This window comes from Erythrobacter ani (assembly GCF_019204025.1).
GTDB lineage: Bacteria > Pseudomonadota > Alphaproteobacteria > Sphingomonadales > Sphingomonadaceae > Erythrobacter > Erythrobacter ani.
The window spans coordinates 1,031,938-1,056,093 of record NZ_JAGSPB010000002.1 but is presented as its reverse complement, the minus strand read 5'-3'; the positions used below and the strand labels follow the sequence as shown (position 1 = coordinate 1,056,093).

Here is a 24,156-nt window from a genome sequence, read left to right as displayed (position 1 = left end):
AGCAAAGGGGGCAGATTGCTCCGCCCCCCGCCCTCTCGGCATTCCATCGATCAAGGTCTCAGCGGCGAGCGCACACTACCGGATAAAATAACCGGCGATGTCGAAACCGCTTTCGTTCTTGATCAGGACCACTGTTTCCACAGCGATCAAATCACGCCCTGAGAACTTGGTCTGATATTGAAACACCTCGTAATCGCCCTCCGGCGCGCCTGGGAGTGTCGATAGCTGCTGAACCGATGCGAGACGGCGATCTTCCACCTGGCCAAGTGGCCCGCGCACCGGCTCGATGACAGCGCCCCATTCATCCGCAGTCGTTTCGGCCTGAAAGAAATCGCCCGCTTGCTGCCAACTGCCGTCCCAGTTGCCAGCGTCCACCTCGCTCAGGAAGGCATTTGCGCGGGAAACTGCTGCGGGTGTCGCATTGTCAGGCGATACATCCACGGCGGATTGCGATGATGCGGAGGTTTCGGCGGGTGCGATGGGTTTCTCCTCTTCTCCCGAAGTGTAAACAACGCCGATGATGGCAGCTGCAATAACGATAGACATGATTAGCATTCCTCCTGTGAGCCAGGCAAAACCGATCGGCCTGCCGGACTTTGTGTTGGTGAGGTCTGCAGTATCTGCGGCGCCGTCAGTTTCGGCGATACCGAAAGATGTGTGCGCAATATTATGTGGGTCCGCGCCCTCGGCGTCCCCCAAGATTCTTGCGGCCTCACGGCTGCTCGACACACCCAGCTTGCGCCGGGCATTGCGAAGGCGATCATTGATCGTGTGAACCGACAGATCGAGCTGGCGCGCGCTCGACTTCGCATCATGGCCGACGAGCAGCAGCCGCAACGCCTCCTTTTCCTTCTCGGTCAGGTCCGCAATGCCTGAATTCATCAAGCAACGAGCTTCAGGTTTGCGCGCCCGCGTATCGGGGAAAGCTCGACATTCTCGATGCCTTCGATCTCAGCGACCCGTTCGGCCAGTTCGCCGTTCAGCACGAAATTGCACCCGAGCCGGACCATCGCCCCATCGTCTGCCCCGATGATGAGCCGCACCAGCACCTCGCCGGGCGAAGCATCGCCGGTCGCGAGTTCAAGCTTCAGATCGTTGAGCGCCTGAATGCTCAGGATGTCGGCGCGCAGCAGCATTGGCGTGCTTCCGCTTACCGTAGCGAGCGGTTTGGCACCGCGCACGGTCAGGCGGGGCGGCTCGCCGGGATTGGGCGAATCGAGCTCAACCGTCAGCAACAGGCACTCACCGCTCTGCGCCCAAGCGTCGAATTGTGGCACGAGCGCTTCCTCAAAGCACGCAGCCGAGAACTGGCCCGACGTGTCCGAAAAATCCGCGCGAATGAATTCCGCGCCGCGCTTGGTCCTGCCCTTGTTAACGCCTTCCACCATCGCTGCGACAACGGCGCTGCCGCGGCCGCCTGAAGGTGCCCCCGCTTCCATGAGGCTCTGATAAGTCCGCGCACCTTGTGCGGAGGCGACATCGCGGAATTGCTGGACCGGATGGGCCGAAAAATAGAACCCGAAGTTTTCGCGCTCTTTGGCCATCTGCTCGGTGCGCGACCATTCGTCGGTCGGTTGCAGGCGCAGTTCCTCTTCCGGAGCGTTTTCGCCTCCGAACAGGCCGCCCTGACCGCTTGAGCGTTCGCGCATCGCAGCATCGGCGACCGCCAGCAACATGTCGGCATTTTCGAACAGCAGCGCCCGGTTCGGTTCCAGACTGTCGAGCGCTCCGGCGCAGATCAGCCCTTCAAGCTGGCGGCGGTTCATCGAGCCTTGCGGAAGCCGTTCGAAAAAGTCCTTCAGGCTTTCGAACGGGCCGCTCGCATGACGCTCCGCGACGATAGCTTCCATGGCCTTTTCGCCGACATTGCGTATGCCTGCCAAGGCATAGCGCACGCCGTAGCCGTGGTCGGTCTGCTCCACACTGAACCGCGCTTCGGACGAATTGATATCGGGCGCGAGCACTTCGATCCCGCCAGCGGATTCCTTGACGCCGGGTGCACGATATCGCCGCGCATCATCGACGAAAATGTTGAGCTTTTCGGACTGATGCAGATCGAAACACATCGAGGCGGCGTAGAATTCTTCGGGGTAGTGCGCTTTCAGCCACGCGGTCTGGTAGGCGAGCAAGGCATAAGCGGCGGCGTGCGATTTGTTGAAGCCATAGCCGGCGAACTTGTCGATCAAATCGAACAACTCGTTCGCCTGCTGTTTTTCAATACCGGAGACTTCCTTGCAACCTTCGACAAACCGCCCCCGCTGGACGTCCATCTCGGCTTGGACCTTTTTGCCCATCGCGCGGCGCAGGAGATCGGCATCGCCAAGTGAATATCCCGCTAGGATCTGCGCGGCCTGCATCACCTGTTCCTGATAGACAAAAATGCCGTAAGTTTCCGCTAGTATCTCCTCGAGCTTGGGATGCGGATATTCAATCGGGACCTCGCCCGCCTTGCGTTGGCCGAACAGCGGAATATTGTCCATCGGACCCGGTCGATACAGCGAAACGAGCGCGATGATGTCGCCGAAATTGGATGGCTTCACCGCTTTCAGCGTCCGCCGCATCCCTTCGGATTCAAGCTGGAATACTCCGACCGTGTTACCGTCCTGCATAAGGTCATAAACGGCCGTGTCGTCGAGCGGCAATGTGCCGAGGTCGATCTCGATACCTCGCAGTTCGAGCAGATCTGTCGCCTTGCGCAGCACCGACAGCGTCTTCAGCCCGAGGAAGTCGAACTTGACCAAGCCGCTGCTTTCGACGTGTTTCATGTCGAACTGTGTCACCGGCATGTCCGAGCGCGGATCACGGTAAAGCGGAACCAGCTGCGCCAGCGGACGGTCACCGATTACCACGCCCGCCGCGTGGGTCGATGAATTGCGCGGTAACCCCTCCAGCTGCATCGCCAGATCGACAAGCCGTTTCACTTCGTTGTCGTTGGTATATTCACGCTTGAAATCGGCGGCTCCATTGAGCGCACGGGGCAAGGTCCAGGGATCGGTCGGGTGATTGGGCACCATCTTGGTCAGCCGGTCCACCTGACCATAGCTCATCTGCAGGATCCGCCCGCAATCGCGCAGCACCGCGCGCGCCTTCAGCTTACCAAAGGTGATGATCTGAGCGACGTGGTCGGCGCCGTATTTCTGTTGAACATAGCGGATGACTTCGCCGCGGCGCGTTTCGCAGAAGTCGATATCGAAATCCGGCATCGACACACGTTCAGGGTTGAGGAAGCGTTCGAACAGCAACCCTAATTGGATCGGATCGAGATCGGTAATTGTCAGAGCCCAGGCTACGATCGAACCTGCACCGGAACCGCGGCCCGGCCCCACCGGAATGCCCTGCTCTTTCGCCCATTTGATGAAATCGGCAACAATCAGGAAATAGCCGGGAAAGCCCATGCCGACGATGATATCGATCTCATAATCAAGCCGGTCGAAATAGACCTTGCGCTTCTCATCCGACATCTCGCCATAGGGCTTGAGCCGCTCTTCGAGACCGGCACGCGATTCCTCCGCCAGCATTTTCGCCTCGCCTTCGAGATCGCCAGCGAGGCTGGGTAAGATCGGATCGCGGTAAGGCGGTGCGTACGCACAGCGCTGTGCGATGACGAGCGTGTTCGCGAGAGACTCGGGCAGATCGGCAAACAGCTCCTCCATCATCGCCGCCGATTTGACGAAGCCTTGCGCGTTCGAACGCGGGCGATCTTCGTTTTCGACATATGTCGAATTGGCAATACACAGCATCGCGTCGTGCGCGCTGTGCATATGCGGTTCGGCGAAATTCGCAGGGTTTGTCGCGACCAGCGGAAGGTCGCGCGCATAGGCAAGCTCGATCAACGCATCTTCGGCGCGCTCACATGCAGGATCGCCGCCGCGCGCAAGTTCAACATAGAGGCGGTCTGGAAACAGTTGCTGCAACCGGTCGCACACACCCTCGGCAGCGGAAACCTGCCCCTCGGCCAGCAGCCGAGTCAAAGTCCCTTCCCCGGCGCCGGTCAGCGCGAGCAGACCATCTGTCCGACCGTCAAGATCTTCCAGCGACACATGGGGTTCCAGTTCCAGAGGCCGGTCCAGATGCGCTTTGGAAACAAGGTGGCATAGATTGTCGTACCCTGCTTCATTTTGCGCGTAGAGCGGGAGATAATCGACCTGCTTACCTTCCTCGTCCCGCGCTACGCCAAGCAGCGTTCCGATGATGGGCTGCACACCTTCCCCCTTGCACGCGCCTGCGAACATCACCGCGCCATAGAGGCCGTTGCGGTCGCAAATCGCGATAGCGGGAAATCCGCGTTCCTTCGCCAGTTTGGCAATCGCCTTGGGATCGATGGCTCCTTCGAGCATCGAATAGGAGGAGAGAACACGCAGTGGAACGAATGGGGCGAATGGCATGGAGCCAATCTACGCCCGCGCCCCTCGGGTTCAAGGCCTCTCCATTACCTGCTTGGGGATATGCTGTGGGGCGACCGGCCCGAGGCAATCTTTCGCTTGGTGTCGCGTATAGCCGACGCGGAGCCAAAGCCGAGGAGGGAACCGACAAAGCCCCAAACCCAGACGGGAATGTCGTGACCGAAAATACCGAGATAAAGATAGGCGGAGATGAAGAAGAAACCCGCGGACATTGCTGGAAGGACGGTCGAGCGCACGGCTCGCGCATTCCTGACCAGCCATCCGATCGAGCCGAGGAAGAATGGTATCGCTCCGATATAGATTACCGCGAATATGTAAGGATTGACGCCGTATTCAGCGCCCAGACCAAGCACCCAAACATTCAGCGATTCCAGCATCATCTCGCCTCCTCTTTCAGGAGGGTTCGGCAGGAATGCGCGTTTGGTTACACCAGTTTCGCGACATCCTTTGCGATCAGTTTCGGCGTGTCCTGCGGGCCGTACCGTTTCACGACATTACCTTCGCGGTCGATCAGGAATTTGGTGAAGTTCCATTTGATAGAGGTCGATCCCATCAACCCCTTTTTCTCGGATTTCATCCAGTCGAACAGCGGTGACGCATCGGGGCCGTTCACTTCGACCTTTTCCATCAATGGGAACGTGACACCGAAATTGACCTTGCAGAATTCGGCGATCTCATCGGCATTGCCCGGTTCCTGCCCGCCAAACTGGTTGCACGGGAAGCCGAGAACCTCGAAATCCTTGTCCTTGAACTGCTGAAATAGCTCTTCGAGACCGTCATATTGCGGAGTGAAGCCGCATTTGCTCGCTGTGTTTACGACCAGCAAGACCTTGCCCTTTTTTGTTGCAAGATCGAGCTCTTCGCCGCGGTTCGTCGTAACGGTGAAATCGGCAATGGTGGTCATGTGCAGTCCTTGAAACAATCAGGGCGCAGTCTTGCGCCGGTAAGTCAGATCGAAGCTCGTTTGCCACGTCTTGCCATGATCCGTCGAGCCTTCGCCGAATTGGCGGACGCTTCCATCGTCCTGGAGCGAGTATGTCATTCGCGTCAGGACATCCTGTCCTGCGGGTCCGATACCGTCCCAATATCCTGTCAGGACCATTGTTCCCTCGACCGGGCCGCCGGTGAAATCCACCCGCTTGCCATCACTCCCGACCCAGACCTGCTCCCACCGGCCCGACTTGTGATTGACCACACTTATGCTGGTCCCGCCGCCTCCGCGAAGAGGCATCCATGTTTCCCTGACAACGCAGCCGCTGGCGATTCGCTCGATCCGACTGTCGGCCACCTTGGTTTCGCGGCCGGTGGGGTAGACGTCCCATTCGCCGACCCAAAGATCGAACGCTCCATGCACCTGGCTCTCACAAGCAGGCGGTGGTGGTGGTGACGACGCCGGTTCAGGTGCCGTGGCCGACTGAAGCGCGAGGACAAGCGGTGCAATGATCATAAGAAATCCCCCAAGCAATTGTCGGAAGCCCTAGCACAGCGACTAAATATGTGCAGGTCGGATCGGCAAACGACCTACAAGCATCTGCTCCGGGCTCTTGGACGGTGGAGAGCTAGTCCGCAGCCGGGAAGTCATCACGCGCCGCAAGTTCGGTGGCTTCGGCCGCCGAATATTCGCGATCACCCAGCTTTTCGATGACGTATTTGCCGCGCTCGTCTTCAGGAAGCATCGTGACGTGGCGGATCATTTCAGCGAACGTTCCCCGGCGCAGCGCCTTCATCCCATCAAGCACCCCATCGCCATCATCGGCGGCATGCAATGCAGCGCGGTCTTCCCACGCGTGCTCGCCTGTTTCGAGTGGAGTGCCTTTATAAGTGCTTGGATGGTCTGCCATTAAATCCTCCTTCTGCCCCCTAACGGTCAAAAGGAAGGATGGGTCCGAACTAGCTCAAAACCCCGTCATGGAGTCGAACAACGCGGTCCATGCGGCTTGCGAGGCGTTCATTGTGGGTCGCTACAAGCGCGGCGCTGCCCTCACCCCGCACCAGTGCCAGAAATTGGCCAAGAACCGTATCGGAAGTGGACTCGTCGAGGTTGCCAGTGGGCTCATCGGCGAGCACAAGCGTGGGCTGGTTCGCAAGCGCGCGCGCCACCGCGACGCGTTGTTGCTCTCCTCCTGAAAGCTGGCTGGGCCGATGTGTCAGGCGATGGCCTAGGCCGAGACTGGTGAGCAGGCTCTGCGACCGTTCCAGAGCCGCATCACGTGCCGTCCCCGCGATCATCTGCGGCATCACGACATTCTCGGTCGCGTCGAAATCGGGAAGCAGGTGGTGAAACTGATAGACGAAGCCAAGATGCTCGCGCCGTACCCGGGTGCGCTGGTCCGCTGGCAGCGTCTCGGCAGCCTCTCCGGCAATCGCAATCGAGCCATCGAAACCGCCCTCGAGGAGGCCGACCGCTTGAAGCATGGTGGATTTGCCCGAGCCGGAAGGCCCAAGCAGCGCAACAATCTCGCCCGGCTGAATATCGAGATCGACCCCGCGCAGCACTTCGATGCGTTGTCCGCCCTGTTCGAAAGTGCGTTTCAATCCGCGAAGGGAAACGATGGGACCGCCACTATTCATAACGCAACACCTGAACCGGATCGGTGTTGGACGCTTTCAGCGCGGGATACAGCGTCGCCAGAAAGCTCAGTCCGATGCCAAGCGCTGTGATCCCGATAATTTCCAGCGGTTCAACCCGCACCGGGAGCGATGTGAGGAACCGGACACTCGGATCCCAGATTTCGACGCCGGTCAGGAATGCGACACCGTCCACGATCGGATTGCGAAAATAGAGCAGCAGGAAACCGAGAGCCAGTCCGGCGAGCGTTCCCATCGTCCCGATGGTGGTGCCGGTGGTCACGAATATCTTGAGCAGACTGCGCCGCGTTGCACCCATAGTGCGCATGATCGCGATGTCGCGCGTCTTCGCGCGGACCAGCATCACCAGGCTCGAAAGAATGTTAAAAGACGCCACCAGAACCATGAAACTCAGTACGAAAAACATCGCCACACGCTCGACCTCGAGAGCTTCGAACAGCGTCGAGTTGATCTCTTTCCAGTCGGCAATGGCCGCCCGCCCGACCAGCGTATCACGCACGGGTTCGAGGATTTCGCCCACATTGTCGGGGTCGGTCACTGTCACTTCGATCAATCCGACCGTATCTCCCAGCAGCAACAGCGTTTGCGCATCCTCCATCGGCATGATGACGAATGTTTCATCGAAATCGTAAAGCCCGATCTCGAATATCGCCCCGACTTCGTATCCGACCTGGCGGATCGATGTTCCGAAAGGGGTCACGCGGCCCTGAGGGTTGATTACCGTGATCGTGTCACCGACCCGAGCACCGATATTTGATGCAAGACGTGATCCAATCGCGACCTTTCCGCTCTCGGGCACGATATCCGCGATATTGCCGAGCAGAACCTTGTCGCCAAGATCAGCGATGTCTTCAGCCGTGTGACCGCGCACGAAAATGGCGACCGCCCTGCCATTGAAACTGGCGAGTAATGGTTGTTCGATGAGCGGCGAGGCGCTGATAACGCCCTCGGTCGAGCGGACCTGCTCCAGCGTGGTTTCCCAATTGTCCAGCTTACCGCCATAAGCCTGCACGACCGCATGGCCGTTGAGGCCAGCAAACTTGTCGAGCATCTCGCCCCGAAAGCCGCCCATTACGCTCATCACAAGCACGAGCATCGCGACCGAGAGCATCACTACGCCAACCGAAATTCCGGCGACAAGCGCGATGAATGCCTCACCCTTACCCGGCCACAGGTAACGCTTGGCAATCATTCGTTCGAAAGGTGTAAGCATGCAGAAGTCGCGCTGGCCCAATGGTTCTGAACGCAGCCTGTAGAGACGACGCCCCTCACGCACAATCCGCCTGTCGTTCGATCCTGTTAGTAAAGCGCCCTTGCCGGAGTGGTTCCTTTCCCACCAGGAGAAATGGGGGCACATGCCGCCTGACCGCCCTTGTAATTGACCCGTAACATCGCCATTGAGCACGCACTCACCCGGGCAGCGCAGCGGACAGGTCTGGCGATGGCACACACGCTCTCCAATTTTACGCATCCTTATCTTGATGCAGACGGCGACAAGCTGCGCGAGGAATGCGGCGTGTTCGGCGCGATCAACGCCGCCGATGCCTCTGCTGCCACTGCTCTGGGCCTGCACGCGCTCCAGCATCGCGGTCAGGAAGCGGTCGGTATCACCAGCTATGACGGGACCGAGTTTTATTCGCGGCGCGGCCTCGGCCATGTCGCGGAAAACTTCTCATCGTCCGAAGCGATCGCCGAACTGCCCGGCCATATGTCTGCGGGCCATGTCCGCTATTCCACCACCGGCGGCGCTGGGCTGCGCAATGTGCAGCCGCTCTATGCCGAGCTAGCCAGCGGCGGGTTCGCAGTGGCGCATAATGGGAATATTTCCAACGCCAGGGCTTTGCGCAAAGATCTCGTCGACAAGGGATCGATATTCCAGTCCACGTCCGACACCGAAGTGATCATCCATCTTGTCGCGACGAGCCGATATCCGACTATTGCCGACCGCCTGATCGATGCGCTCCGTTTGGTTGAGGGTGCGTACGCGCTGATCGTCATGACGCCCGAAGGGATGATCGCATGCCGCGATCCCCTGGGTATCCGTCCGCTCGTCATGGGTAAGATGGGTGACGCGGTTGTCTTCGCCAGCGAAAGCGTTGCCTTCGATGTGATTGGCGCGGAACTGATCCGAGAGGTCGAGCCGGGTGAATTGCTGCAGGTCGATTTTTCGGGCGAAATCAAGAGCGTCCATCCATTCGGCAACCCTTCACCCCGCCCCTGCATATTCGAACACGTCTATTTCAGCCGTCCGGACAGCATCTTCGCCGGGCAAAGCGTTTACGAAGCGCGCAAGGCCATCGGGACTGAACTCGCCATCGAGGCGCCGTGCGATGTCGACCTCGTGGTACCGGTTCCTGATAGCGGTGTCCCCGCGGCCATCGGCTACGCGCAGCAATCGGGCATCCCGTTCGAACTCGGCATCATTCGCTCGCATTATGTCGGGCGGACATTCATCCAGCCATCGGACAGCGCGCGCCATTCCGGTGTGAAGCGCAAGCATAATGCCAATCGCGGACTGGTCGCAGGCAAACGCATCGTGTTGATCGATGATTCGATCGTCCGCGGCACCACAAGTATGAAAATTGTCGAGATGATGCGTGAGGCCGGTGCAAGCGAGGTCCATTTCCGCGTCGCAAGTCCGCCAACGGCGCATAGCTGTTTCTACGGCGTCGACACCCCCGAACGCTCGAAACTTCTCGCCGCGCGCATGGAGCTTGAGCCGATGCGCGAATTCATCAAGGCGGACAGTCTGGCGTTCATTTCCATCGACGGCCTGTACCGCGCTGTTGGCGCGAAAGGCCGCGACAAGTCTTGCCCACAATTCTGCGACGCCTGCTTCACCGGCGACTATCCGACATCGCTCACCGATCTGGGCAGCCCGGACCAGAAAACCGCCGAATTACCTTTCGCAGATCCCAAGGCTGCCTAAATCATGACAGACACGAAACCGTTCGAAGGGCAGACCGCCCTCGTCACCGGCGCGAGCCGAGGAATTGGTGCAGCGACCGCAATCGCTCTCGCCGAGGCGGGCGCGCACGTCATCCTCGTGGCGCGCAAGGTCAAGGCGCTGGAAGAGGTCGAAGACCGGATCCACGCGGCCGGCGGCACGTCAACGATTGCGCCGCTCGACCTGACCGAAGCAGACGCTGTGGGCAGGCTCGCAGCCGCCATTGCCGGGCGGTGGGACACGCTGGATATTCTTTGTCTGTCAGCAGCCTATTTGCCGGAGTTGACACCGGTTTCGCAGTTCGACCCGAAGCAGTTCAACCAGGCCGTCATGACCAATTTCGTGGCGACGCAGGCTGTTCTCGCTTCGTTCGACCCCTTGCTGCGGCGCGCCAAGAATGGCCGCATCATCGGACTGACCTCCAGCGTAGGCGCAGGGCCCCGCGCCTTCTGGGGTGCCTATGGTTCGACCAAGGCTGCTTTTGACAATTTGCTGGAAACCTATGGCGCAGAAGTCGAAAAACTGAGCCCGCTTCGCGTTGCAATTGTCGATCCGGGTGCGACCAGGACGGAAATGCGCGCGCGCGCCTATCCCGGTGAAAATCCCGAGACGGTGAAACCGCCCGAAAAAGTGGCCGAACGGATCGTCGCGCTTCTGCAGGAAGATTTCGCAACCGGGCACCGCGAACGCGTTGAGGGGTAAAGCTGACGTCATTCCGACGACGCGGCCTCAGAAAGTCACAATCCTAACGATCGGTTAACCATTATCTGCAAGGTAGTGGAAAGGCCGCATGGTCGATGCCGCTCTTTGACCAACTTACCAAAGACCAAACGGCGAAGAGACCAACCGCTGATTGAATGAGGCTTTGTAAGGCTATGCCGAGCGAACACGATACATACAGGGTTGCAGCGCAGGAAGATCGCTGCGCGCCGCGCACCAAGCTCACGATCCCCGCCACATTGCGGGCTTCGGGTGGCCGTGCGTTTCAAAGTGTGGTCCAGGACCTTTCGATTTCCGGCTTCTCCGCCGCATCGATCAACCGCATGCACGAAGGCCAGGTCTGCTGGCTGACGTTGCCGGGTCTCGAATCGCTCCAGTCCGAAGTGGTCTGGTGGGACAACTGCATCGTCGGCTGCGCATTCACGGAGCTGCTCAGCCCGATCGTGCACGACAACATCCTGCAGCGCTACAGCAACACCGGTATCATCCGCACCGCCATTTGAGCCGCCGCACAAGCGGCGCGATCAGTCGCTGGCCGCGGCGATCTTCTCGACCACAGCACGCGCCAACGCGCGATTATCGCTGGATGTCGCTTGCGGCCAGTTGCTGACGATGGCCACGACCAGGTTCCTTTCAGGAACGATCGTGATCGCCTGACCGAATATCCCCTGAGCGCCGTAATTGCCGCCGGGGAAGGTCCACCACTGATAGCCATATCCAAACCCGGTATCGCCGAAATCGACTTGCGAGTCGCCCGCTTCGGCAAACCATCCGTCCGGCACCTTGCCCGCACCGCCTTCCAATGCGAACTGGCCCATACGCGCGTAGTCTGACAGTCGCAGCGACAGGCAGCACCCACCGATGTTCCCGCCGCGCGGATCGATCATCCAGAACAGCCCGCCTTCAAAGCCTGCTGGCTCGACGATCTTTTCCTGCGCATATTCCGCCAGCGGCAATCCGACCGCGTTCTCGACCAGAAGCCCGATCAGATTTGTCTCGCCGGTTTTGTAGACCCATTTTTCACCGGGCTCCGCTTCGCGCTCCAGCGTTTTCATCTGCGCAACAATCGCGTCCGGCCCAAACTCCACAACATAGCGGTTCATCTGCGCCACATCGCTGTTTGGGTCGGTATAGTCCTCGTTCCAGGCGACACCGCTCGTCATGGTTGCGATCTGCCGGACCGTCACGCCGTCATACGCCGAACCGGCAAGCTCTGGAATGTATGCCGTCACCGGGTCATCGAGGCTCGCGATGAATCCATCGGCAAGTGCCGCGCCAAGAAGAGTGGACGTGAAGCTCTTGGCCACCGAGAAGCTGGTCCAGCGATCCGCTTCACCCAGACCGAGGCCATAGTTTTCGTACCGAACCCTGCCATCCTGCAGAACCATCACCCCGGCAGCGCTCGTCTGCGATATCAAGGCTTCCAAATCACTCTGGATTTCGGCGCTCAGCGGTTGTCCGACCGGGAGCATGCGCGTTTCCGAAGCGGCGGGCACCTCATGCCCCGCAAACCAGCTCTCCATATCGCGGAACCGCTGCGACCGCTCGGCATCGTCCCAGAAAAGCACCTGCAATTCGGACTGGTCTCGCTCCGGAGGAGTGACCAGTTGCACCGGTTGCAGCGGCTCTGCGGGCACTGCCACGCCGGGCGCCACGCTCCCGGTACAAGATACGAGCACGAGAGCAGTTGCCCCGATAAAGACCGTATTGCGCAGCTTCATTCTTGTCCTCCCGCCGGATATCCCAGCTCAATCCTTGACCAGTGTCACCTGATGCACGTCGATATTGCCTGAGAGAAACCCGCCCTCACAGTATGACAGATAATAGCGCCACAGGCTGATGAACCGGTCATCGAATCCGTGAGGCAGACGTCCCTCGGATACGGCACGATCGAAACTGTCCTTCCATGTCCGCAGCGTAGCCGCATAATCGCGACCGAAATCGGTCTGATCGGTCCAGCGGAGCCCCCGCTGCTCCGCGAGCGCGCGGAATTCCGAGGTCTTGATCAACATGCCGCCGGGAAAAACATAAGCTTGAATGAAATCGGCCGATTGCGCGTAGGTTTCGAACAGATCGTCCGCCATCGAGATATACTGAATCGCAGCGCGCCCTCCGGGTTTGAGGCTGCGCGCGACGCAATTCATGAAATCAGGCCAATATTCGCGGCCCAGCGCCTCGACCATTTCGACGCTGGCGATGGCATCGAACTGGCCGCCCACATCCCGGTAATCCTGTTTCCTGAATTCGATCGCCGGATCGGAGTGCGCGCGGGCAAATGCAAGCTGCTGGTCCGAGAGGCTGATAGCGGTGACCTTCGCCCCGCCCTCTGCGAGCGTACGCGCCATCGAGCCCCAACCGCAGCCGATTTCAAGCACGGTTTCGGACCCCGCCACCCGGTCGGCGATCGCTGCGAGCTTGCAGGCTTGCGACGCGGCAAGGTCGCCTCCGGTCAGCCCTAGCCCGCTTGAATAGGTCATGCTTGGATCGAGCCAGGCGCTGTAAAAGTCGTTTCCGAGATCGTAATGCGCGGCAATGTTGCGCACCGATCCAGCCTTGCTGTTCTGGTTGAAGCGATGCGCCAGCGCTGCGATCCAGCGGAACGGGCCGATGCTGCGCGCGGTGTTTCCCAACGAGCGAGCGTTGGCGCCGAACAGTGCGAAAAGGTGGGCGTAATTGTCCGCCTCCCACTCGCCGGCTTCGTACGCCTGATACCAGCCTACCGACCCATTCGTGGCGAGCCGGATGAGCGCACGCCAATCTTTCAAGTGGATTTCGACATCGAAGCCCTGGGCTCTTCCGCCCAGGACGCGCATGGTGCCATCGGGCAGGTGCGAAGTGAGCGAACCGGTTTCAAGCCCTGCGTCGACCCGGTCGAGCATCGTCTTGAATCCGGGAGCGAAAAGTCTCGCCAGAAAACCGGGCTGCGGCGCAAAACGCGCGCCGCCCGCCAATAGCGGTTCACCTCTCATCCCCTGCGCGCTCATCGCAGTCTCTTAATCGGAGGAATCATGATGGGGCAAGGCGCAAGGAGCCGGTGCTAACCGTTTTTCATCGCTCGATAGGCCTCCAGCGCGCGCTCGCGCCCGGCTTTGTGGGGGATGAGCTTGTCCGGATAGTCCCCGCGCTTTTCGTCGGGGGGATCATGGATGTCGGCGTCGGACAGATCATTCAGTTCAGGCACGTATTCGCGGATATAGCCCGCCGCATCGAATTTCTCTGACTGGCTGAGCGGCGCCATGATCCGCACGAACATGTTGGAATCGACGCCTGTCCCTGAAACCCACTGCCAATTCGTCGCATTGGAGGCATAATCGGCGTCCACCAATGTATCCCAGAACCACTGTTCTCCCCGCCGCCAGTCGATCAGCAGATGCTTGATGAGGAAACTCGCCGCGATCATCCGGACGCGGTTGTGCATCCATCCGGTCTGCCACAGTTGCCGCATCCCTGCATCCACGATCGGATAGCCTGTTTGCCCCTTCTGCCACGCACGAAGATCGCCCGCAGCTTCCTCGTCCTTGTCAGGGTTACGCCATGCGATCCGGTCGTAATCCTCGCGGTAATTCTCGCTTGGATAGGCGGGGAATTGCGCGATTACATTCTGCGCATAATCCCTCCAGACCAGCTCGCTTTCGTAGGTTTCCCAACCGTCGGAACGCTTGTGTTTCAACGCGTGCCATATCTGGATCGGAGAAATCTCACCGAAATGCAGATGCGGCGACAAGCGCGACGATCCGTCGATCGAAGGTAGATTCCGCTGGTCGTCATAATCCGCGACATCGTCCTCCCATTCGGAGAGGCGGGTGTGCGCTGCATCTTCGCCAACCTCCCAGAAATCGGCAATCCCGCCGGACCAATCGGGCTTCGTCGGCAACAGGTCCCAGTCCGAAATGACATCGCTATCGGGCCAGTTCTCGGGCGAAGAAATCGTCTCCGGTTCGGGCACGGTGTCGCGAGGGGGAAACTTCGCTTTGCTCGATTTGTAGAACGGTGTGTAGATCTTGTACGGGTCGCCCGATCCGGTGGTGATGAAACCGGGCGGGAAGATGTAATTGCCGTCGTAGAGCTGCAGGTCGAGCTTCTCGTCAAGCTTGCCCTGGGCCTTGCGCCACCACGGTTCGTAATGACGGTTTGCGTGAACAGTGCCTGCGCCGACTTCCTTTGCGACCTTGCACAGCTCCTCGACCGCATCGCCGCGCCGCAGAATGATTCGGGAATTGCGTTTGCCAAAGCTTTTGCCAAGGCTTTCGAGCGAATGATGCAGCCACCACCGCGACGCGCCGCCATAGGCGTGGTGGTCGGCAGCTTCGTCATCGAGCACGTACACCGCCACGACAGGACCTTGTGCGGCGGCGGCATGAAGGGCGGGATTATCGGCCATGCGCAGATCGCGGCGCAGCCAGAGAATTTGCGGTTCGCTCATGTGAGAAAGAGCGCGTTAGTCGGCGGGGAGTTCCTTGCATTCGACATCGGGCAGCGCGACCGAGAAACGCCCGCGAGCGCGCGGATCGTAAAAGCGGGCATCATAGAGAATGACCGAACCATCTTTTGCGCGCACGCCAAAAGGCGCTCGCGACCATAAGAGGAAGGCATCTGCCTGAGATGAAAGCTCGGTTTCTTTCACAAAACCAAGGCTGCACTGTCCGACTAAATCGCCATCAATCCGGTAGGCGCCGCGACGTTCGCGTATAATGGTCTCTCGCTCCCAGGAATTGATAACGAGGGGGCTCTCAATCGAGGCTAATCCGGTCCGCGCGAAAGTCGCCTCTTCGGCAATCTTCGTGATGAGGCCATTTGCAGCGACATAGACAGACCCGATGATGATCCCGATCCACGCGGCCCGCTGCCAGTTTCCGCCCCGCTTTTCTCTCCGACGCGACCACCAGACACTGCCGATCAGGATGGCCCAAAGCCACACGTCGATAATGAACAGCGTGTCGCCGTAGAACCACCGTGAGGAAAACGGTTCGAGCAGCCGGATGCCATATACGTTGAACCAGTCGAAGACAGGGTGGCTGAGGCATCCGATCAGGGACAGAGCAAACAGCCATCCGAAATGCACCGGCAGGCGCTTTTCGGGCCGCTTGCCGCGCTTTGCCTGCCAGCGGTCGAAGCCCCAAAGCAAACCGGCGAGGATCAAAGGCAATAGCACCATGGCAGGCGGACCATGCGTGATCCCGCGCCGAAACCCGAGATGCTCGGTTCCCTCCAGCCAAAAGAAGCACGCTGCATCCACATCGGGCAGATTGGCCCCGATGATCAGCGCGGGCATGCCCAGGCCGGTCTTCTTCTTTAGGCCCGTTTGTCCAAGAAGCGCGCCGACCAGGCTGTGTGTCAAATTGTCCATGCCGGGCCGCCTAACCGCCGCTTGCCATCAATGCGAGTGGAAATGCAGCGCAACCCGGCCTATCGCACCGGCATACAAATTGGAGAACCCTGGCAAGATGAGCGAAACCGGTCCGTACGTCCGCCCCGACATGAAGGCATTCATCGATGCGCTCAAAGCGATGAATGGTCCAAAAATCGCCGACATGACGCTGGAAGAAGCGCGCGCGTCCTATGTCGCCTTGCATGGTATGGCAGATCGGCCCGCACGCGATCTAACAATGATCCGCGACCTCTCCTGCCCAGGGCCCGCCGGCGACATTCCTCTGCGTCTGTACGACACGCGCGAAGGACGCGATCCTGGCCCGGTCATCACCTTCTACCACGGCGGCGGGTTCATCATCGGTGATCTTGAGACGCACCATGCGCTCTGCACTGAAATCGCCATGCTTTCGGACCTGCCTGTTGTCGCGGTCGATTACCGGCGCGCACCAGAGGCCCCGTTCCCACAGCCGATCGAGGATTGCGAAGCGGCCGCGCGCTGGATCGCATCCAGCCCATCCGAGCTTGACCGCGCGGTGACTGGCCTGATCACGATGGGCGACAGCGCAGGCGGCAATGCGAGCATCGTGATTGGACAATCGCTCGCCGCAGACCCGGCGGATGTACCGATAATCCTGCAAGTGCCGATCTTCCCACTGGCTAGCGATGCTATAACATCGGAAAGCCTCGAGGAATTCAGCGACGGGTTCGTGCTGACGAAGGAGACGATAGAGTTTTTCGACGCACAATATGCGGCGGACAAGAGCGATAAGCGTGCGATCCCCATCCTCGGCGATCATTCGAACGCTCCGCCAACCGTGCTCGTTACTGCCAGCCTTGATCCGATCCGCGATTCAGGGCGCGACTACGCCAAGGCGCTCGCCGACGCGGGCCGCGATTTCGTGTTTCTCGAAATGAAAGGCGTCACGCACAGTTTCACCAATTTGCGGCAGGCCGTCCCAAGCACGCAAGGTGACGTCGAACGGATAGTCGCGGCAATGAAATTCATGCTGGACAATGGCTGAGATGGCGAGGAACGCGAGCGAACTGCCGTATCGCCCTTGCGCGGGGTTTATGCTGGTCAACAGCGAGCGGCGCGTATTCGTGGGTGAGCGCATCAATCCGCGCACGCACGGTTTCTGGCAGATGCCCCAGGGCGGGATCGATCCCGGCGAAGACCCGCAAACAGCTGCTTTGCGCGAGCTGGAAGAGGAAACGGGGATCGCTGCCGATCTCGTCGATATCGTCGCCCCCGCATCGAAACCGCTGCATTACGACCTACCGCCCGACCTGCTTGGGAACGTCTGGAAGGGCAGGTATCGCGGCCAGATCCAGTATTGGTATCTTGGTCGGTTTCTGGGTGAGGATTCCCACATCGACCTCGAAACGCATGATCCTGCAGAATTTCGCGCGTACAGATGGGTCGAACCTCAGCTGCTCCCGGACCTCATAGTCCCGTTCAAGCGCGACGTATATTCAGCGCTCGTTGCCGAATTCGTACCGCTGATCTGAGCGCCGGGATCAATTCTCGAAGCGAAAAGCTATCCGCGGCCTGTCGTCTTTTGCGCGCGCAGCTATGAAAGACGGCATCGCCTCGATCCGGTCGAACCAAGCCGAGATATTCGGATACTTGCCATCGAACGTCCCTTTGTCGCGGGCAGCATACATCGGGTAGACCAACGTTATGTCAGCCGCGGTAAGGGTATTGCCGCCGAAGAAAGGCTGCGTCCCGAGGTCTTTTTCCATCTCGCCAAACAGCGCATCGATCCGGGGATTGACGAACAGCTTGCGCACCTGCCCGAAAATCGCCTTGAGCAGCGCACTGATTGGCCAAGGCGTGCGTGTCTCCAGCAGGTTCAGCACCATGGCAACGCCCTGTATCGACATCAGCGAACCTTGGGCCGCGTGAAACCAGAACAGGTGCCGCGCACGGTCCGGATGCCCGGCGGAGGGCCTTAGGTCGCTGTCGGGATATGCGTCCAGCACATGATCGATGATTGCATTGCTTTCGGCGAGGACGAGATCCCCATCGGTCACCACCGGCGCGGTCCCCAGTGGCGACAGCGCTTTATAATCGTCCGGGGCCAGACTGGTCTCCGGATCGCGGTTGTAACTCTTCAGCTCGTATTCCGCGCCGAGTGCCTCCAGCAGCCAAAGGATGCGGAAGCTTTGTGAATATTCGAGGTGGTGGAGCGTCAGCATGATTGTGGAAGGCCCCCCATTGTGCCTAATTGCTGGTCGGCCCATCCTGGGGCGTTTCCGCGGCGAGCCGCGCTGGTGGTCCGGCGTCGATGACACCTTGCAACGAAACCGTCTCCGGGCAGTTGGCGCCGCACAGACTTTCAAGCCGTGCGAGATTACGCTTGGCCTTTTCAAGCGCGCCTTTCTCAACCAACGCTTCGCCTTCGCCCGAAATGGCGGCGAAATTGTCCGGATCGCGGATCAGAGCTTCGCGGTAAAACCGGATGGCCTTGCCCTGCAGGCCGTCCTGCCTGGCGGCGGCCGCCAGCTCTAAGAAGATCGGCGTATAGGCTGGATCGACGGCAAGAGCCGCTTCAAACGCATCGATGGCAGCTTGCGTATCGCCTGCACTCAGCAGGGCGCGGCCTTCCATGATAAGTGCCGCGGCTCGCGGATCTGCGTCCGGATCTTGCGCTGTGGTTACGCTCGCGGTCGTGACCAGAAATAGCGACAAAGCAGCGGCAGCTGGCGCGAAACGCATAATTTGCTCCTTGAATGCAGCAGGCCGGGAGGTGGCGGACTGGGCCATATAGCCCGTGGCTATCACGCTGAACGGAGAATGGCGACAAAAAACCCGTCCGTGCCGTGGTGGAACGGATCGAGTCGGATGCCCTGCCCGCGAGGGGTTCCAAGCGGCAGTTCAGGCTGTTCCGCCTGCCAAGCTGGGTTGCGCTTGAGGAAGGCATCGATCCTGTCCGAACCTTCGGCATCGAGCAGCGAGCATGTGATGAAGGCGATCCTGCTTCCGGGCTTCGTCAGCTGCGATGCGATATCCAGCAACTGGTCCTGCAAATCTGTATATTTCTGGAGCAAATCCGGCGTCAGCCGCCACTTCGCCTCCGGCTTGCGCCGCCATGTGCCCGTGCCCGAACAGGGCGCATCGACCAATACGAGATCGGCGGAACCGCGATGATCCGACAGCGCCTCAAGTTCGGCGTGGGGGTTCATCAGCAGTGTCTCGATAATCCCGGCCCCGGCCCGTTCAGCGCGTGGAGCGAGTTTGGACAGCCGCCCGCGATCAGTGTCGCTGGCGAGCAGTTTTCCTTCATTGCGCATCGAGGCAGCGAGGGAGAGTGTTTTCCCGCCCGCTCCTGCGCAAAGATCGATCACGGTCTCGCCGGGCATGGCGCCGGCAGCGAGACAGGCCAACTGGCTGCCGTGATCCTGCACTTCGATTTTGCCTTCGCGGTATTCGGGCCACTGCTCGACCGCCGTGCCCGCAGGGAAGCGCAGCGCCTGGGGGGCTGCGAGCGGTTCGCCGCGCTCGGGAAGTTCGAGGCCCTCTCTGTCGGCCTTGAGAGCATTTACCCGAATATCGAGCGGGGCCCTCCCCAAGAGGCTGTGCGCGGCATCACCTACGACACCCGATTCCGCTAGCTTGCTCACCAGCCAATCAGGCGCGATTCCGCTCGCCGCTCTCGGTTCGCCTTCGTGTATCGGTTTCGGTCCGTGCCCTTCCCCGTCGAACAGTACCGAGAGTGCGGCATCGGTCTGCGCCAGGCCGAGCATCGCCGCCCTCCCGCTCTCGGGCACTTCACCGCAATGCCGGATCGCGCTGTAGACAAGCTCTCTGACCGCGCGCCGGTCTTTCGATCCGGCGTAGCGCCGCTGCTTGAAATATTTTGCGATCAGCCGGTCCGCAGGAGCGCCTTCGCGCCGTGCCGCCTCGATCACTTCGTCGAGCAGCTCGATGGCCGCCTGCACGCGAGCCGAAGGAGTCACTGTGACCGGTCTTCGCGGTTTCCGCGCTGCTGATCGAGTTCGCGCAAGAGCGCATCATATTCGCCGTTCTCAGGTACGCGCTCGCAAAATGCTGCGAAACTCGGAGCATCTCTCTCATCGGCAGCAATACGCTCCCGAATGATCGTCTCGCCTGCCTGCCTGCACGCCGCTTCGCTAGCGTAAAGCGCAGGATGGCGCGACAGGACAGGTCCGGACGCGGTGTCATCACGAAGATCCAGGATGAACAGCATGAAGGGTATGAACAGTTCCATCGCCTAGCGCGTCGGGTAGTTCGGCGCTTCGCGGGTGATCGCGACATCGTGGACGTGACTTTCCGAAAGGCCCGCATTGGTGATGCGAATGAATTTCGCATTGCTCCGCAGATCCTCGATCGTGGCCGATCCTGTATAGCCCATCGCCGCCTTCACCCCGCCGACCAGCTGGTGGATCACATTCGCTGCTGGCCCCTTGAATGGCACCTGCCCCTCGATCCCTTCGGGCACGAGTTTCATCGCCGACACGTCTTGCTGGAAGTACCGGTCGGCGCTGCCGCGCGCCATCGCTCCGACACTACCCATGCCGCGATATGCCTTGTAGCTGCGCCCTTGGTAGAGAAATACCTCACCAGGGCTTTCCGCAGTCCCGGCAAGCATCGAACCGATCATGACAGAGCTTGCTCCGGCAGCGAGCGCCTTGGCTGCATCGCCGCTGGTGCGCAGACCCCCATCGGCGATCACTGGCACACCCGATTTTGATGCCTCTTCGGCGCTTTCCATGATCGCGGTGAGTTGCGGCACGCCGACACCGGCGACGACCCGGGTCGTGCAGATCGAGCCAGGTCCGATGCCAACCTTGACGGCATCAGCCCCTGCATCGATCAACGCCTTGGTCGCCTCTGCCGTCGCAACATTGCCTGCGACGACCTGGACCGAGTTGGAGAGTTTCTTCACCCTCTCAACCGCGCGTGCAACATCGATGTTGTGCCCATGCGCCGTGTCGATGATGACAACGTCCACCTCGGCATCGATCAAAGCTTCCGAGCGTTCGAAGCCCTTGTCGCCAACAGTCGTCGCAGCCGCAACGCGGAGGCGCCCCGCACTGTCCTTCGTCGCGTGAGGGTAGGTTACCGCCTTTTCGATATCCTTGACCGTGATCAGCCCGATGCATTTGAAATCATCATCGACCACCAGAAGCTTCTCGATGCGGCGTTTATGCAGCAGCCGCCGCGCATCTTCCTGCGATGTGCCAAGCGGCACCGTGGCGAGGTTCTCGGTCGTCATGAGTTCGCGCACGGGCTGAGCCGGATTTTCCGCAAACCGAACATCGCGATTGGTCAGCATCCCGACCAGCTTGCCATTGCCATCTGTCACGGGGATGCCGCTGATCCGGTGCTGTTCCATCAGCGCCTGCGCATCGCCAAGCACCGCCTCCGGACCAATTGTGATCGGGTTGACGACCATCCCGCTTTCGAAGCGTTTGACGGCGCGCACCGCCGCACATTGATCCGGCAGTTCGAGATTGCGGTGAAGCACGCCGATTCCGCCCATCTGCGCCATGGCGATGGCCATGTCGGCCTCGGTCACGGTATCCATCGCGGCCGACAGGATCGGGATGTTCAGCCCGATATTCCGCGTCAGCCGTGTCTTGGTATCGGCCATGCTCGGCAGTACGCTGCTTTCCGCAGGGCGCAGCAGCACGTCATCGAATGTCAGACCAAGAGGGATGTCCATATGCGCCACTTTCAATTTCAGGCAGGCCGTCGTCGGGCGGGAGAATCGTGGCGGCCCATTTAGGCGCGCTTTTCGCTAAGCGCTAGGGCTTCGGCAGCCGCTATCGACGTTATTCGCCGCGGGCGGGCGCATATGCGGCAGTGCTCGCAAACCTTCGGACCAGTTCTTCATGCAGAAGCAGGTCGTCGATAGCGCCGCCCAGTTCGATCTTATCCAGCTCATCCCCCGCCTGGTGGTAGTCGGAAGCAAGATAGGGACCGAGTGTTATCTCAGACCCGAATGCGGTCGAAAGGAACACTGCCGGTACGCCCTCCTGCAGCAGTGCCCAACCGTCCTGCCGCTGCACGAATTGTTCGGCGAAAGAGCGATCGCCGAGCTCTCGCCCGGAACTGGCTATGACGTCCAGGATCACAGGATCGAGCGGTGTTCGACCCTCCCCCACAAACCCGACTTTGCTGCCGGCCGGAGCAATGGCGACGGTATCAAAATTGAAGGCCGCGACAATCGTATCGAGCGGCATGGGCGGCGCTTCGGTAAACGCCTGTGCGCCGAGCAGCCCGGACTCCTCTCCGCTCGTCGCCACGACATAGATGTCGCGGTCATGCGGTCCGGCCGCGACAAGCCTGCGAGACAATTCGAGCAAGCTCGCAACTCCGCTCGCATTGTCGACGGCCCCGTTGCAGATGCGGTCTTGGGCCTCCGCTATCCCGCACTCTCCAAGATGATCCCAATGCGCCATCAGCACGATTGAACCGGAATTCGGCACAGTACCCGGAATCTTGCCGATGACATTGTGGCTGGTGAATTCAGCGCGATTGGAATTCGCCTCGACCGTCGCGGCCGCATAGAGATCTATTGGTGAGAAATCGGCGCCGTCCGCCAGATCGACCAAAGCTGCCCAATCATCCTTGCCGAGAGCCTCTGCAATCGCGGCATGGGTCGTGAACCCGGTGAGAGCCGATCCGTTTTCGCTCGCGAGCGATATCTGCTCATTCGCAAAGACGCGGTTCACGCTGGCGATTGCATCATTGTCTTCCACCACGGTGATGATGGCGGCGGGACGTTTTTCGAATAGGATCGCCCGGCGCTCAGGGCTCACTCCCGGCTCACCCAGCATGACCACGACCTTGCCGGTGACATCATCGTCGGGAACGCTTTCCGCTTCCCTGCCAACGAAGACCACCTGACCGTTTTCAACAAGCTCGCGCCTACGTGCGGAGAACGCAACGGCAGTTGCTGGATCAAGTTCGATGGTCTCGCGGCCAACGGTTATCGCGATCCGGCTCGTGAAAGGTTTGCTGCTGACGAGTTGAATCGGAGCACGCCATGCGCTGCCCGGGTCGTTGGTGCCAGAAGTCAGCCCGATCGCCTCCATGCGCTGCGTGATGTAGGCGACGGTGCGTTCCTCACCAGCAGTTCCGGGCTTGCGTCCGCCAAAATCGTCACTGGCCAGAACGGCAATGTCCTGCCTCAGGTTCTGCTCGATCGCCAGGCGTTCGTGCGACGGCACGCTGGCGATGGGCGCGCCCGCGCATCCGGCAAGCATCATTGCCGCCGCAAACACCAGCCCCCATTGCGCCCCAGTTCGGATCATTCGGCGGTCCAACCCCCATCGATGCTCCAGTTCGCGCCGGTGACGTTGCCAGCCTCCTCGCGGCACAGGAACGTCGCCAATGCGCCGACTTCATCGGGCTGCACAAATTTCTTGGTCGGCTGTTTTGCGAGCAGGACATCGTTGATGACCTCTTCGCGCGAAAGGCCCCTTGCCGCCATGGTGTCGGGGATCTGCCCTTCGATCAGCGGAGTCCAGACATAGCCGGGGCTGATACAATTGGCGGTCACACCGGTCTGTGCAAGCTCAAGCGCGATGGTTTTCGTAAACCCGGCAATCGCATGTTTACTAGCATTGTAGGCGCTCTTGAACGGGGAAGCGGTGAGCGAATGCGCGCTCGCCGTGTTGATGATCCGGCCCCAGCCCTTCTCCTTCATTCCTGGCACTGCAAGCCGTGATGTGTGGAAGGCCGCCGTCAGATTGAGCGCAATGATCGCATCCCATTTGTCGGTTGGGAAATCCTCCACGGGCGAAACGTGCTGCATGCCTGCATTGTTGACGAGAATGTCGACTGTGCCGGTTTCTGCCATCATTGCCTCGATAGCGGCAGGATCGAGCAAGTTGGCGCCGTTGAAATCCGCGTCCAGTTCCTGACGAACCTTTTCAATCTCATCGGCGTCGCCAAGCCCGTTCAAAACAATCTCTGCCCCCTCTGCGTGCAAACAGCGCGCGATTGCGAGACCGATACCTGAGGTTGAACCGGTAATAAGTGCACGTTTGCCTTTGAGGAACATCGGTAACATCCGTGAATTGTTTGACTATCGAGCCTTCGCCGCTTGCGTGATCGGTGTCCAGAGTTTTTGAACGCCGCTATCTCAAGTCAAT

24 protein-coding genes are annotated in these 24,156 nt (G+C 60.1%); 5 read left to right on the top strand and 19 right to left on the bottom strand.

Translation table 11 applies throughout. From position 1 onward, the window contains the following. Positions 1–75: 75 nt before the first annotated feature. The 8 genes from KCG45_RS12110 to KCG45_RS12075 form a co-directional block, all read right to left on the bottom strand. Positions 76–882 carry a helix-turn-helix domain-containing protein gene (locus tag KCG45_RS12110; RefSeq protein ID WP_218317455.1) on the bottom strand — a complete coding sequence of 269 codons (807 nt, stop codon included), beginning with the start codon at positions 880–882 and terminating at the stop codon, positions 76–78. Next, on the bottom strand, positions 882–4,385 hold the full coding sequence (gene dnaE, locus KCG45_RS12105; RefSeq protein WP_218317454.1) for a DNA polymerase III subunit alpha: 3,504 nt from the start codon (positions 4,383–4,385) through the stop codon (positions 882–884). Before dnaE ends, KCG45_RS12110 begins: the two co-directional genes overlap by 1 nt. 44 nt (positions 4,386–4,429) lie before the next feature. Further along, positions 4,430–4,783, bottom strand: a complete 354-nt coding sequence (locus KCG45_RS12100) for a hypothetical protein (protein ID WP_255548154.1) — start codon at positions 4,781–4,783, stop codon at positions 4,430–4,432. A 44-nt stretch (positions 4,784–4,827) separates the two neighbouring features. Continuing rightward, positions 4,828–5,307 (bottom strand): glutathione peroxidase, encoded by a 480-nt coding sequence (locus tag KCG45_RS12095; RefSeq protein ID WP_218317453.1) that lies wholly within the window; start codon positions 5,305–5,307, stop codon positions 4,828–4,830. Between the two features lie 18 nt (positions 5,308–5,325). Continuing rightward, a complete protein-coding gene (locus tag KCG45_RS12090; protein ID WP_218317452.1) occupies positions 5,326–5,850 on the bottom strand; it encodes a hypothetical protein in 525 nt (174 codons plus the stop codon). A gap of 112 nt (positions 5,851–5,962) precedes the next feature. Beyond that, positions 5,963–6,244 (bottom strand): hypothetical protein, encoded by a 282-nt coding sequence (locus KCG45_RS12085; RefSeq protein WP_218317451.1) that lies wholly within the window; start codon positions 6,242–6,244, stop codon positions 5,963–5,965. 49 nt (positions 6,245–6,293) lie between these two features. Continuing rightward, on the bottom strand, positions 6,294–6,974 hold the full coding sequence (locus KCG45_RS12080) for an ABC transporter ATP-binding protein (protein ID WP_218317450.1): 681 nt from the start codon (positions 6,972–6,974) through the stop codon (positions 6,294–6,296). Then, positions 6,967–8,205 (bottom strand): lipoprotein-releasing ABC transporter permease subunit, encoded by a 1,239-nt coding sequence (locus KCG45_RS12075; protein ID WP_218317449.1) that lies wholly within the window; start codon positions 8,203–8,205, stop codon positions 6,967–6,969. Before KCG45_RS12075 ends, KCG45_RS12080 begins: the two co-directional genes overlap by 8 nt. Positions 8,206–8,433: 228 nt before the next feature. On the opposite strand from KCG45_RS12075, the gene purF reads away from it, so the two are divergent. The 3 genes from purF to KCG45_RS12060 all read left to right on the top strand — a co-directional run bounded on the left by purF (position 8,434) and on the right by KCG45_RS12060 (position 11,162). Continuing rightward, positions 8,434–9,921, top strand: a complete 1,488-nt coding sequence (gene purF / locus KCG45_RS12070; RefSeq protein ID WP_218317676.1) for an amidophosphoribosyltransferase — start codon at positions 8,434–8,436, stop codon at positions 9,919–9,921. Between the two features lie 3 nt (positions 9,922–9,924). Further along, the gene (locus KCG45_RS12065; RefSeq protein ID WP_218317448.1) at positions 9,925–10,641 is read left to right on the top strand and encodes an SDR family NAD(P)-dependent oxidoreductase; all 717 of its coding nucleotides are present in this window, start codon (positions 9,925–9,927) and stop codon (positions 10,639–10,641) included. 173 nt (positions 10,642–10,814) lie between these two features. Then, entirely contained in the window at positions 10,815–11,162 is a 348-nt protein-coding gene (locus tag KCG45_RS12060; RefSeq protein WP_218317447.1) for a PilZ domain-containing protein, read from the top strand. Positions 11,163–11,183: 21 nt separating this feature from the next. Here KCG45_RS12060 and KCG45_RS12055 read toward each other — a convergent pair whose 3' ends face one another. The 4 genes from KCG45_RS12055 to KCG45_RS12040 are packed head-to-tail and all read right to left on the bottom strand — an operon-like array spanning position 11,184 to position 16,006. Further along, a complete protein-coding gene (locus tag KCG45_RS12055) occupies positions 11,184–12,380 on the bottom strand; it encodes a serine hydrolase domain-containing protein (RefSeq protein ID WP_218317446.1) in 1,197 nt (398 codons plus the stop codon). A 27-nt stretch (positions 12,381–12,407) separates the two neighbouring features. Further along, positions 12,408–13,643, bottom strand: a complete 1,236-nt coding sequence (locus KCG45_RS12050) for an SAM-dependent methyltransferase (protein WP_218317445.1) — start codon at positions 13,641–13,643, stop codon at positions 12,408–12,410. Between the two features lie 53 nt (positions 13,644–13,696). After that, a complete protein-coding gene (locus tag KCG45_RS12045) occupies positions 13,697–15,082 on the bottom strand; it encodes a cryptochrome/photolyase family protein (protein WP_218317444.1) in 1,386 nt (461 codons plus the stop codon). Between the two features lie 15 nt (positions 15,083–15,097). After that, positions 15,098–16,006 carry a metal-dependent hydrolase gene (locus KCG45_RS12040; protein WP_218317443.1) on the bottom strand — a complete coding sequence of 303 codons (909 nt, stop codon included), beginning with the start codon at positions 16,004–16,006 and terminating at the stop codon, positions 15,098–15,100. A gap of 97 nt (positions 16,007–16,103) precedes the next feature. Between KCG45_RS12040 and KCG45_RS12035 the strand changes: the two genes are divergently transcribed. Further along, positions 16,104–17,051, top strand: coding sequence for an alpha/beta hydrolase (locus KCG45_RS12035; protein WP_255548153.1), 948 nt, complete (start codon positions 16,104–16,106; stop codon positions 17,049–17,051). Further along, positions 17,044–17,538, top strand: a complete 495-nt coding sequence (locus tag KCG45_RS12030; RefSeq protein ID WP_218317442.1) for an RNA pyrophosphohydrolase — start codon at positions 17,044–17,046, stop codon at positions 17,536–17,538. The genes KCG45_RS12035 and KCG45_RS12030 overlap by 8 nt, the downstream gene beginning before the upstream one ends. Positions 17,539–17,547: 9 nt before the next feature. Here the strand turns inward: KCG45_RS12030 and KCG45_RS12025 are convergent, their stop codons facing one another. The 7 genes from KCG45_RS12025 to KCG45_RS11995 all read right to left on the bottom strand — a co-directional run bounded on the left by KCG45_RS12025 (position 17,548) and on the right by KCG45_RS11995 (position 24,065). Further along, entirely contained in the window at positions 17,548–18,228 is a 681-nt protein-coding gene (locus KCG45_RS12025) for a glutathione S-transferase family protein (protein ID WP_218317441.1), read from the bottom strand. A 25-nt stretch (positions 18,229–18,253) separates the two neighbouring features. Continuing rightward, on the bottom strand, positions 18,254–18,748 hold the full coding sequence (locus KCG45_RS12020) for a tetratricopeptide repeat protein (protein ID WP_255548152.1): 495 nt from the start codon (positions 18,746–18,748) through the stop codon (positions 18,254–18,256). Positions 18,749–18,810: 62 nt separating this feature from the next. Continuing rightward, positions 18,811–19,989 (bottom strand): RsmB/NOP family class I SAM-dependent RNA methyltransferase, encoded by a 1,179-nt coding sequence (locus tag KCG45_RS12015; RefSeq protein ID WP_218317439.1) that lies wholly within the window; start codon positions 19,987–19,989, stop codon positions 18,811–18,813. Further along, entirely contained in the window at positions 19,986–20,261 is a 276-nt protein-coding gene (locus tag KCG45_RS12010) for a hypothetical protein (RefSeq protein ID WP_218317438.1), read from the bottom strand. The genes KCG45_RS12015 and KCG45_RS12010 overlap by 4 nt, the downstream gene beginning before the upstream one ends. Before the next feature lie 3 nt (positions 20,262–20,264). Next, complete coding sequence (gene guaB, locus KCG45_RS12005; RefSeq protein WP_218317437.1) at positions 20,265–21,719, bottom strand: IMP dehydrogenase; 1,455 nt, start codon at positions 21,717–21,719, stop codon at positions 20,265–20,267. Between the two features lie 109 nt (positions 21,720–21,828). After that, positions 21,829–23,313, bottom strand: a complete 1,485-nt coding sequence (locus KCG45_RS12000; RefSeq protein WP_218317436.1) for a M28 family peptidase — start codon at positions 23,311–23,313, stop codon at positions 21,829–21,831. Further along, on the bottom strand, positions 23,310–24,065 hold the full coding sequence (locus KCG45_RS11995) for a 3-hydroxybutyrate dehydrogenase (protein WP_218317435.1): 756 nt from the start codon (positions 24,063–24,065) through the stop codon (positions 23,310–23,312). Before KCG45_RS11995 ends, KCG45_RS12000 begins: the two co-directional genes overlap by 4 nt. Positions 24,066–24,156: the final 91 nt, after the last annotated feature.

Excerpts from the sequence above, each read along its gene's own strand:
- KCG45_RS12020 (WP_255548152.1), bottom strand. The coding sequence starts at position 18,748 with ATGCGTTTCGCGCCAGCTGCCGCTGCTTTGTCGCTATTTCTGGTCACG.
- KCG45_RS12095 (WP_218317453.1), bottom strand. The coding sequence starts at position 5,307 with ATGACCACCATTGCCGATTTCACCGTTACGACGAACCGCGGCGAAGAG.
- KCG45_RS12075 (WP_218317449.1), bottom strand. The coding sequence starts at position 8,205 with ATGCTTACACCTTTCGAACGAATGATTGCCAAGCGTTACCTGTGGCCG.
- purF (WP_218317676.1), top strand. The coding sequence starts at position 8,434 with ATGGCACACACGCTCTCCAATTTTACGCATCCTTATCTTGATGCAGAC.
- KCG45_RS12045 (WP_218317444.1), bottom strand. The coding sequence starts at position 15,082 with ATGAGCGAACCGCAAATTCTCTGGCTGCGCCGCGATCTGCGCATGGCC.
- KCG45_RS12035 (WP_255548153.1), top strand. The coding sequence starts at position 16,104 with ATGAGCGAAACCGGTCCGTACGTCCGCCCCGACATGAAGGCATTCATC.
- KCG45_RS12080 (WP_218317450.1), bottom strand. The coding sequence starts at position 6,974 with ATGAATAGTGGCGGTCCCATCGTTTCCCTTCGCGGATTGAAACGCACT.
- KCG45_RS12060 (WP_218317447.1), top strand. The coding sequence starts at position 10,815 with ATGCCGAGCGAACACGATACATACAGGGTTGCAGCGCAGGAAGATCGC.
- KCG45_RS12055 (WP_218317446.1), bottom strand. The coding sequence starts at position 12,380 with ATGAAGCTGCGCAATACGGTCTTTATCGGGGCAACTGCTCTCGTGCTC.
- KCG45_RS12100 (WP_255548154.1), bottom strand. The coding sequence starts at position 4,783 with ATGATGCTGGAATCGCTGAATGTTTGGGTGCTTGGTCTGGGCGCTGAA.
- KCG45_RS12040 (WP_218317443.1), bottom strand. The coding sequence starts at position 16,006 with ATGGACAATTTGACACACAGCCTGGTCGGCGCGCTTCTTGGACAAACG.
- KCG45_RS12110 (WP_218317455.1), bottom strand. The coding sequence starts at position 882 with ATGAATTCAGGCATTGCGGACCTGACCGAGAAGGAAAAGGAGGCGTTG.
- KCG45_RS12030 (WP_218317442.1), top strand. The coding sequence starts at position 17,044 with ATGGCTGAGATGGCGAGGAACGCGAGCGAACTGCCGTATCGCCCTTGC.
- dnaE (WP_218317454.1), bottom strand. The coding sequence starts at position 4,385 with ATGCCATTCGCCCCATTCGTTCCACTGCGTGTTCTCTCCTCCTATTCG.
- KCG45_RS12000 (WP_218317436.1), bottom strand. The coding sequence starts at position 23,313 with ATGATCCGAACTGGGGCGCAATGGGGGCTGGTGTTTGCGGCGGCAATG.
- KCG45_RS12050 (WP_218317445.1), bottom strand. The coding sequence starts at position 13,643 with ATGAGCGCGCAGGGGATGAGAGGTGAACCGCTATTGGCGGGCGGCGCG.
- KCG45_RS12065 (WP_218317448.1), top strand. The coding sequence starts at position 9,925 with ATGACAGACACGAAACCGTTCGAAGGGCAGACCGCCCTCGTCACCGGC.
- KCG45_RS12010 (WP_218317438.1), bottom strand. The coding sequence starts at position 20,261 with ATGGAACTGTTCATACCCTTCATGCTGTTCATCCTGGATCTTCGTGAT.
- KCG45_RS12090 (WP_218317452.1), bottom strand. The coding sequence starts at position 5,850 with ATGATCATTGCACCGCTTGTCCTCGCGCTTCAGTCGGCCACGGCACCT.
- guaB (WP_218317437.1), bottom strand. The coding sequence starts at position 21,719 with ATGGACATCCCTCTTGGTCTGACATTCGATGACGTGCTGCTGCGCCCT.
- KCG45_RS12025 (WP_218317441.1), bottom strand. The coding sequence starts at position 18,228 with ATGCTGACGCTCCACCACCTCGAATATTCACAAAGCTTCCGCATCCTT.
- KCG45_RS11995 (WP_218317435.1), bottom strand. The coding sequence starts at position 24,065 with ATGTTCCTCAAAGGCAAACGTGCACTTATTACCGGTTCAACCTCAGGT.
- KCG45_RS12085 (WP_218317451.1), bottom strand. The coding sequence starts at position 6,244 with ATGGCAGACCATCCAAGCACTTATAAAGGCACTCCACTCGAAACAGGC.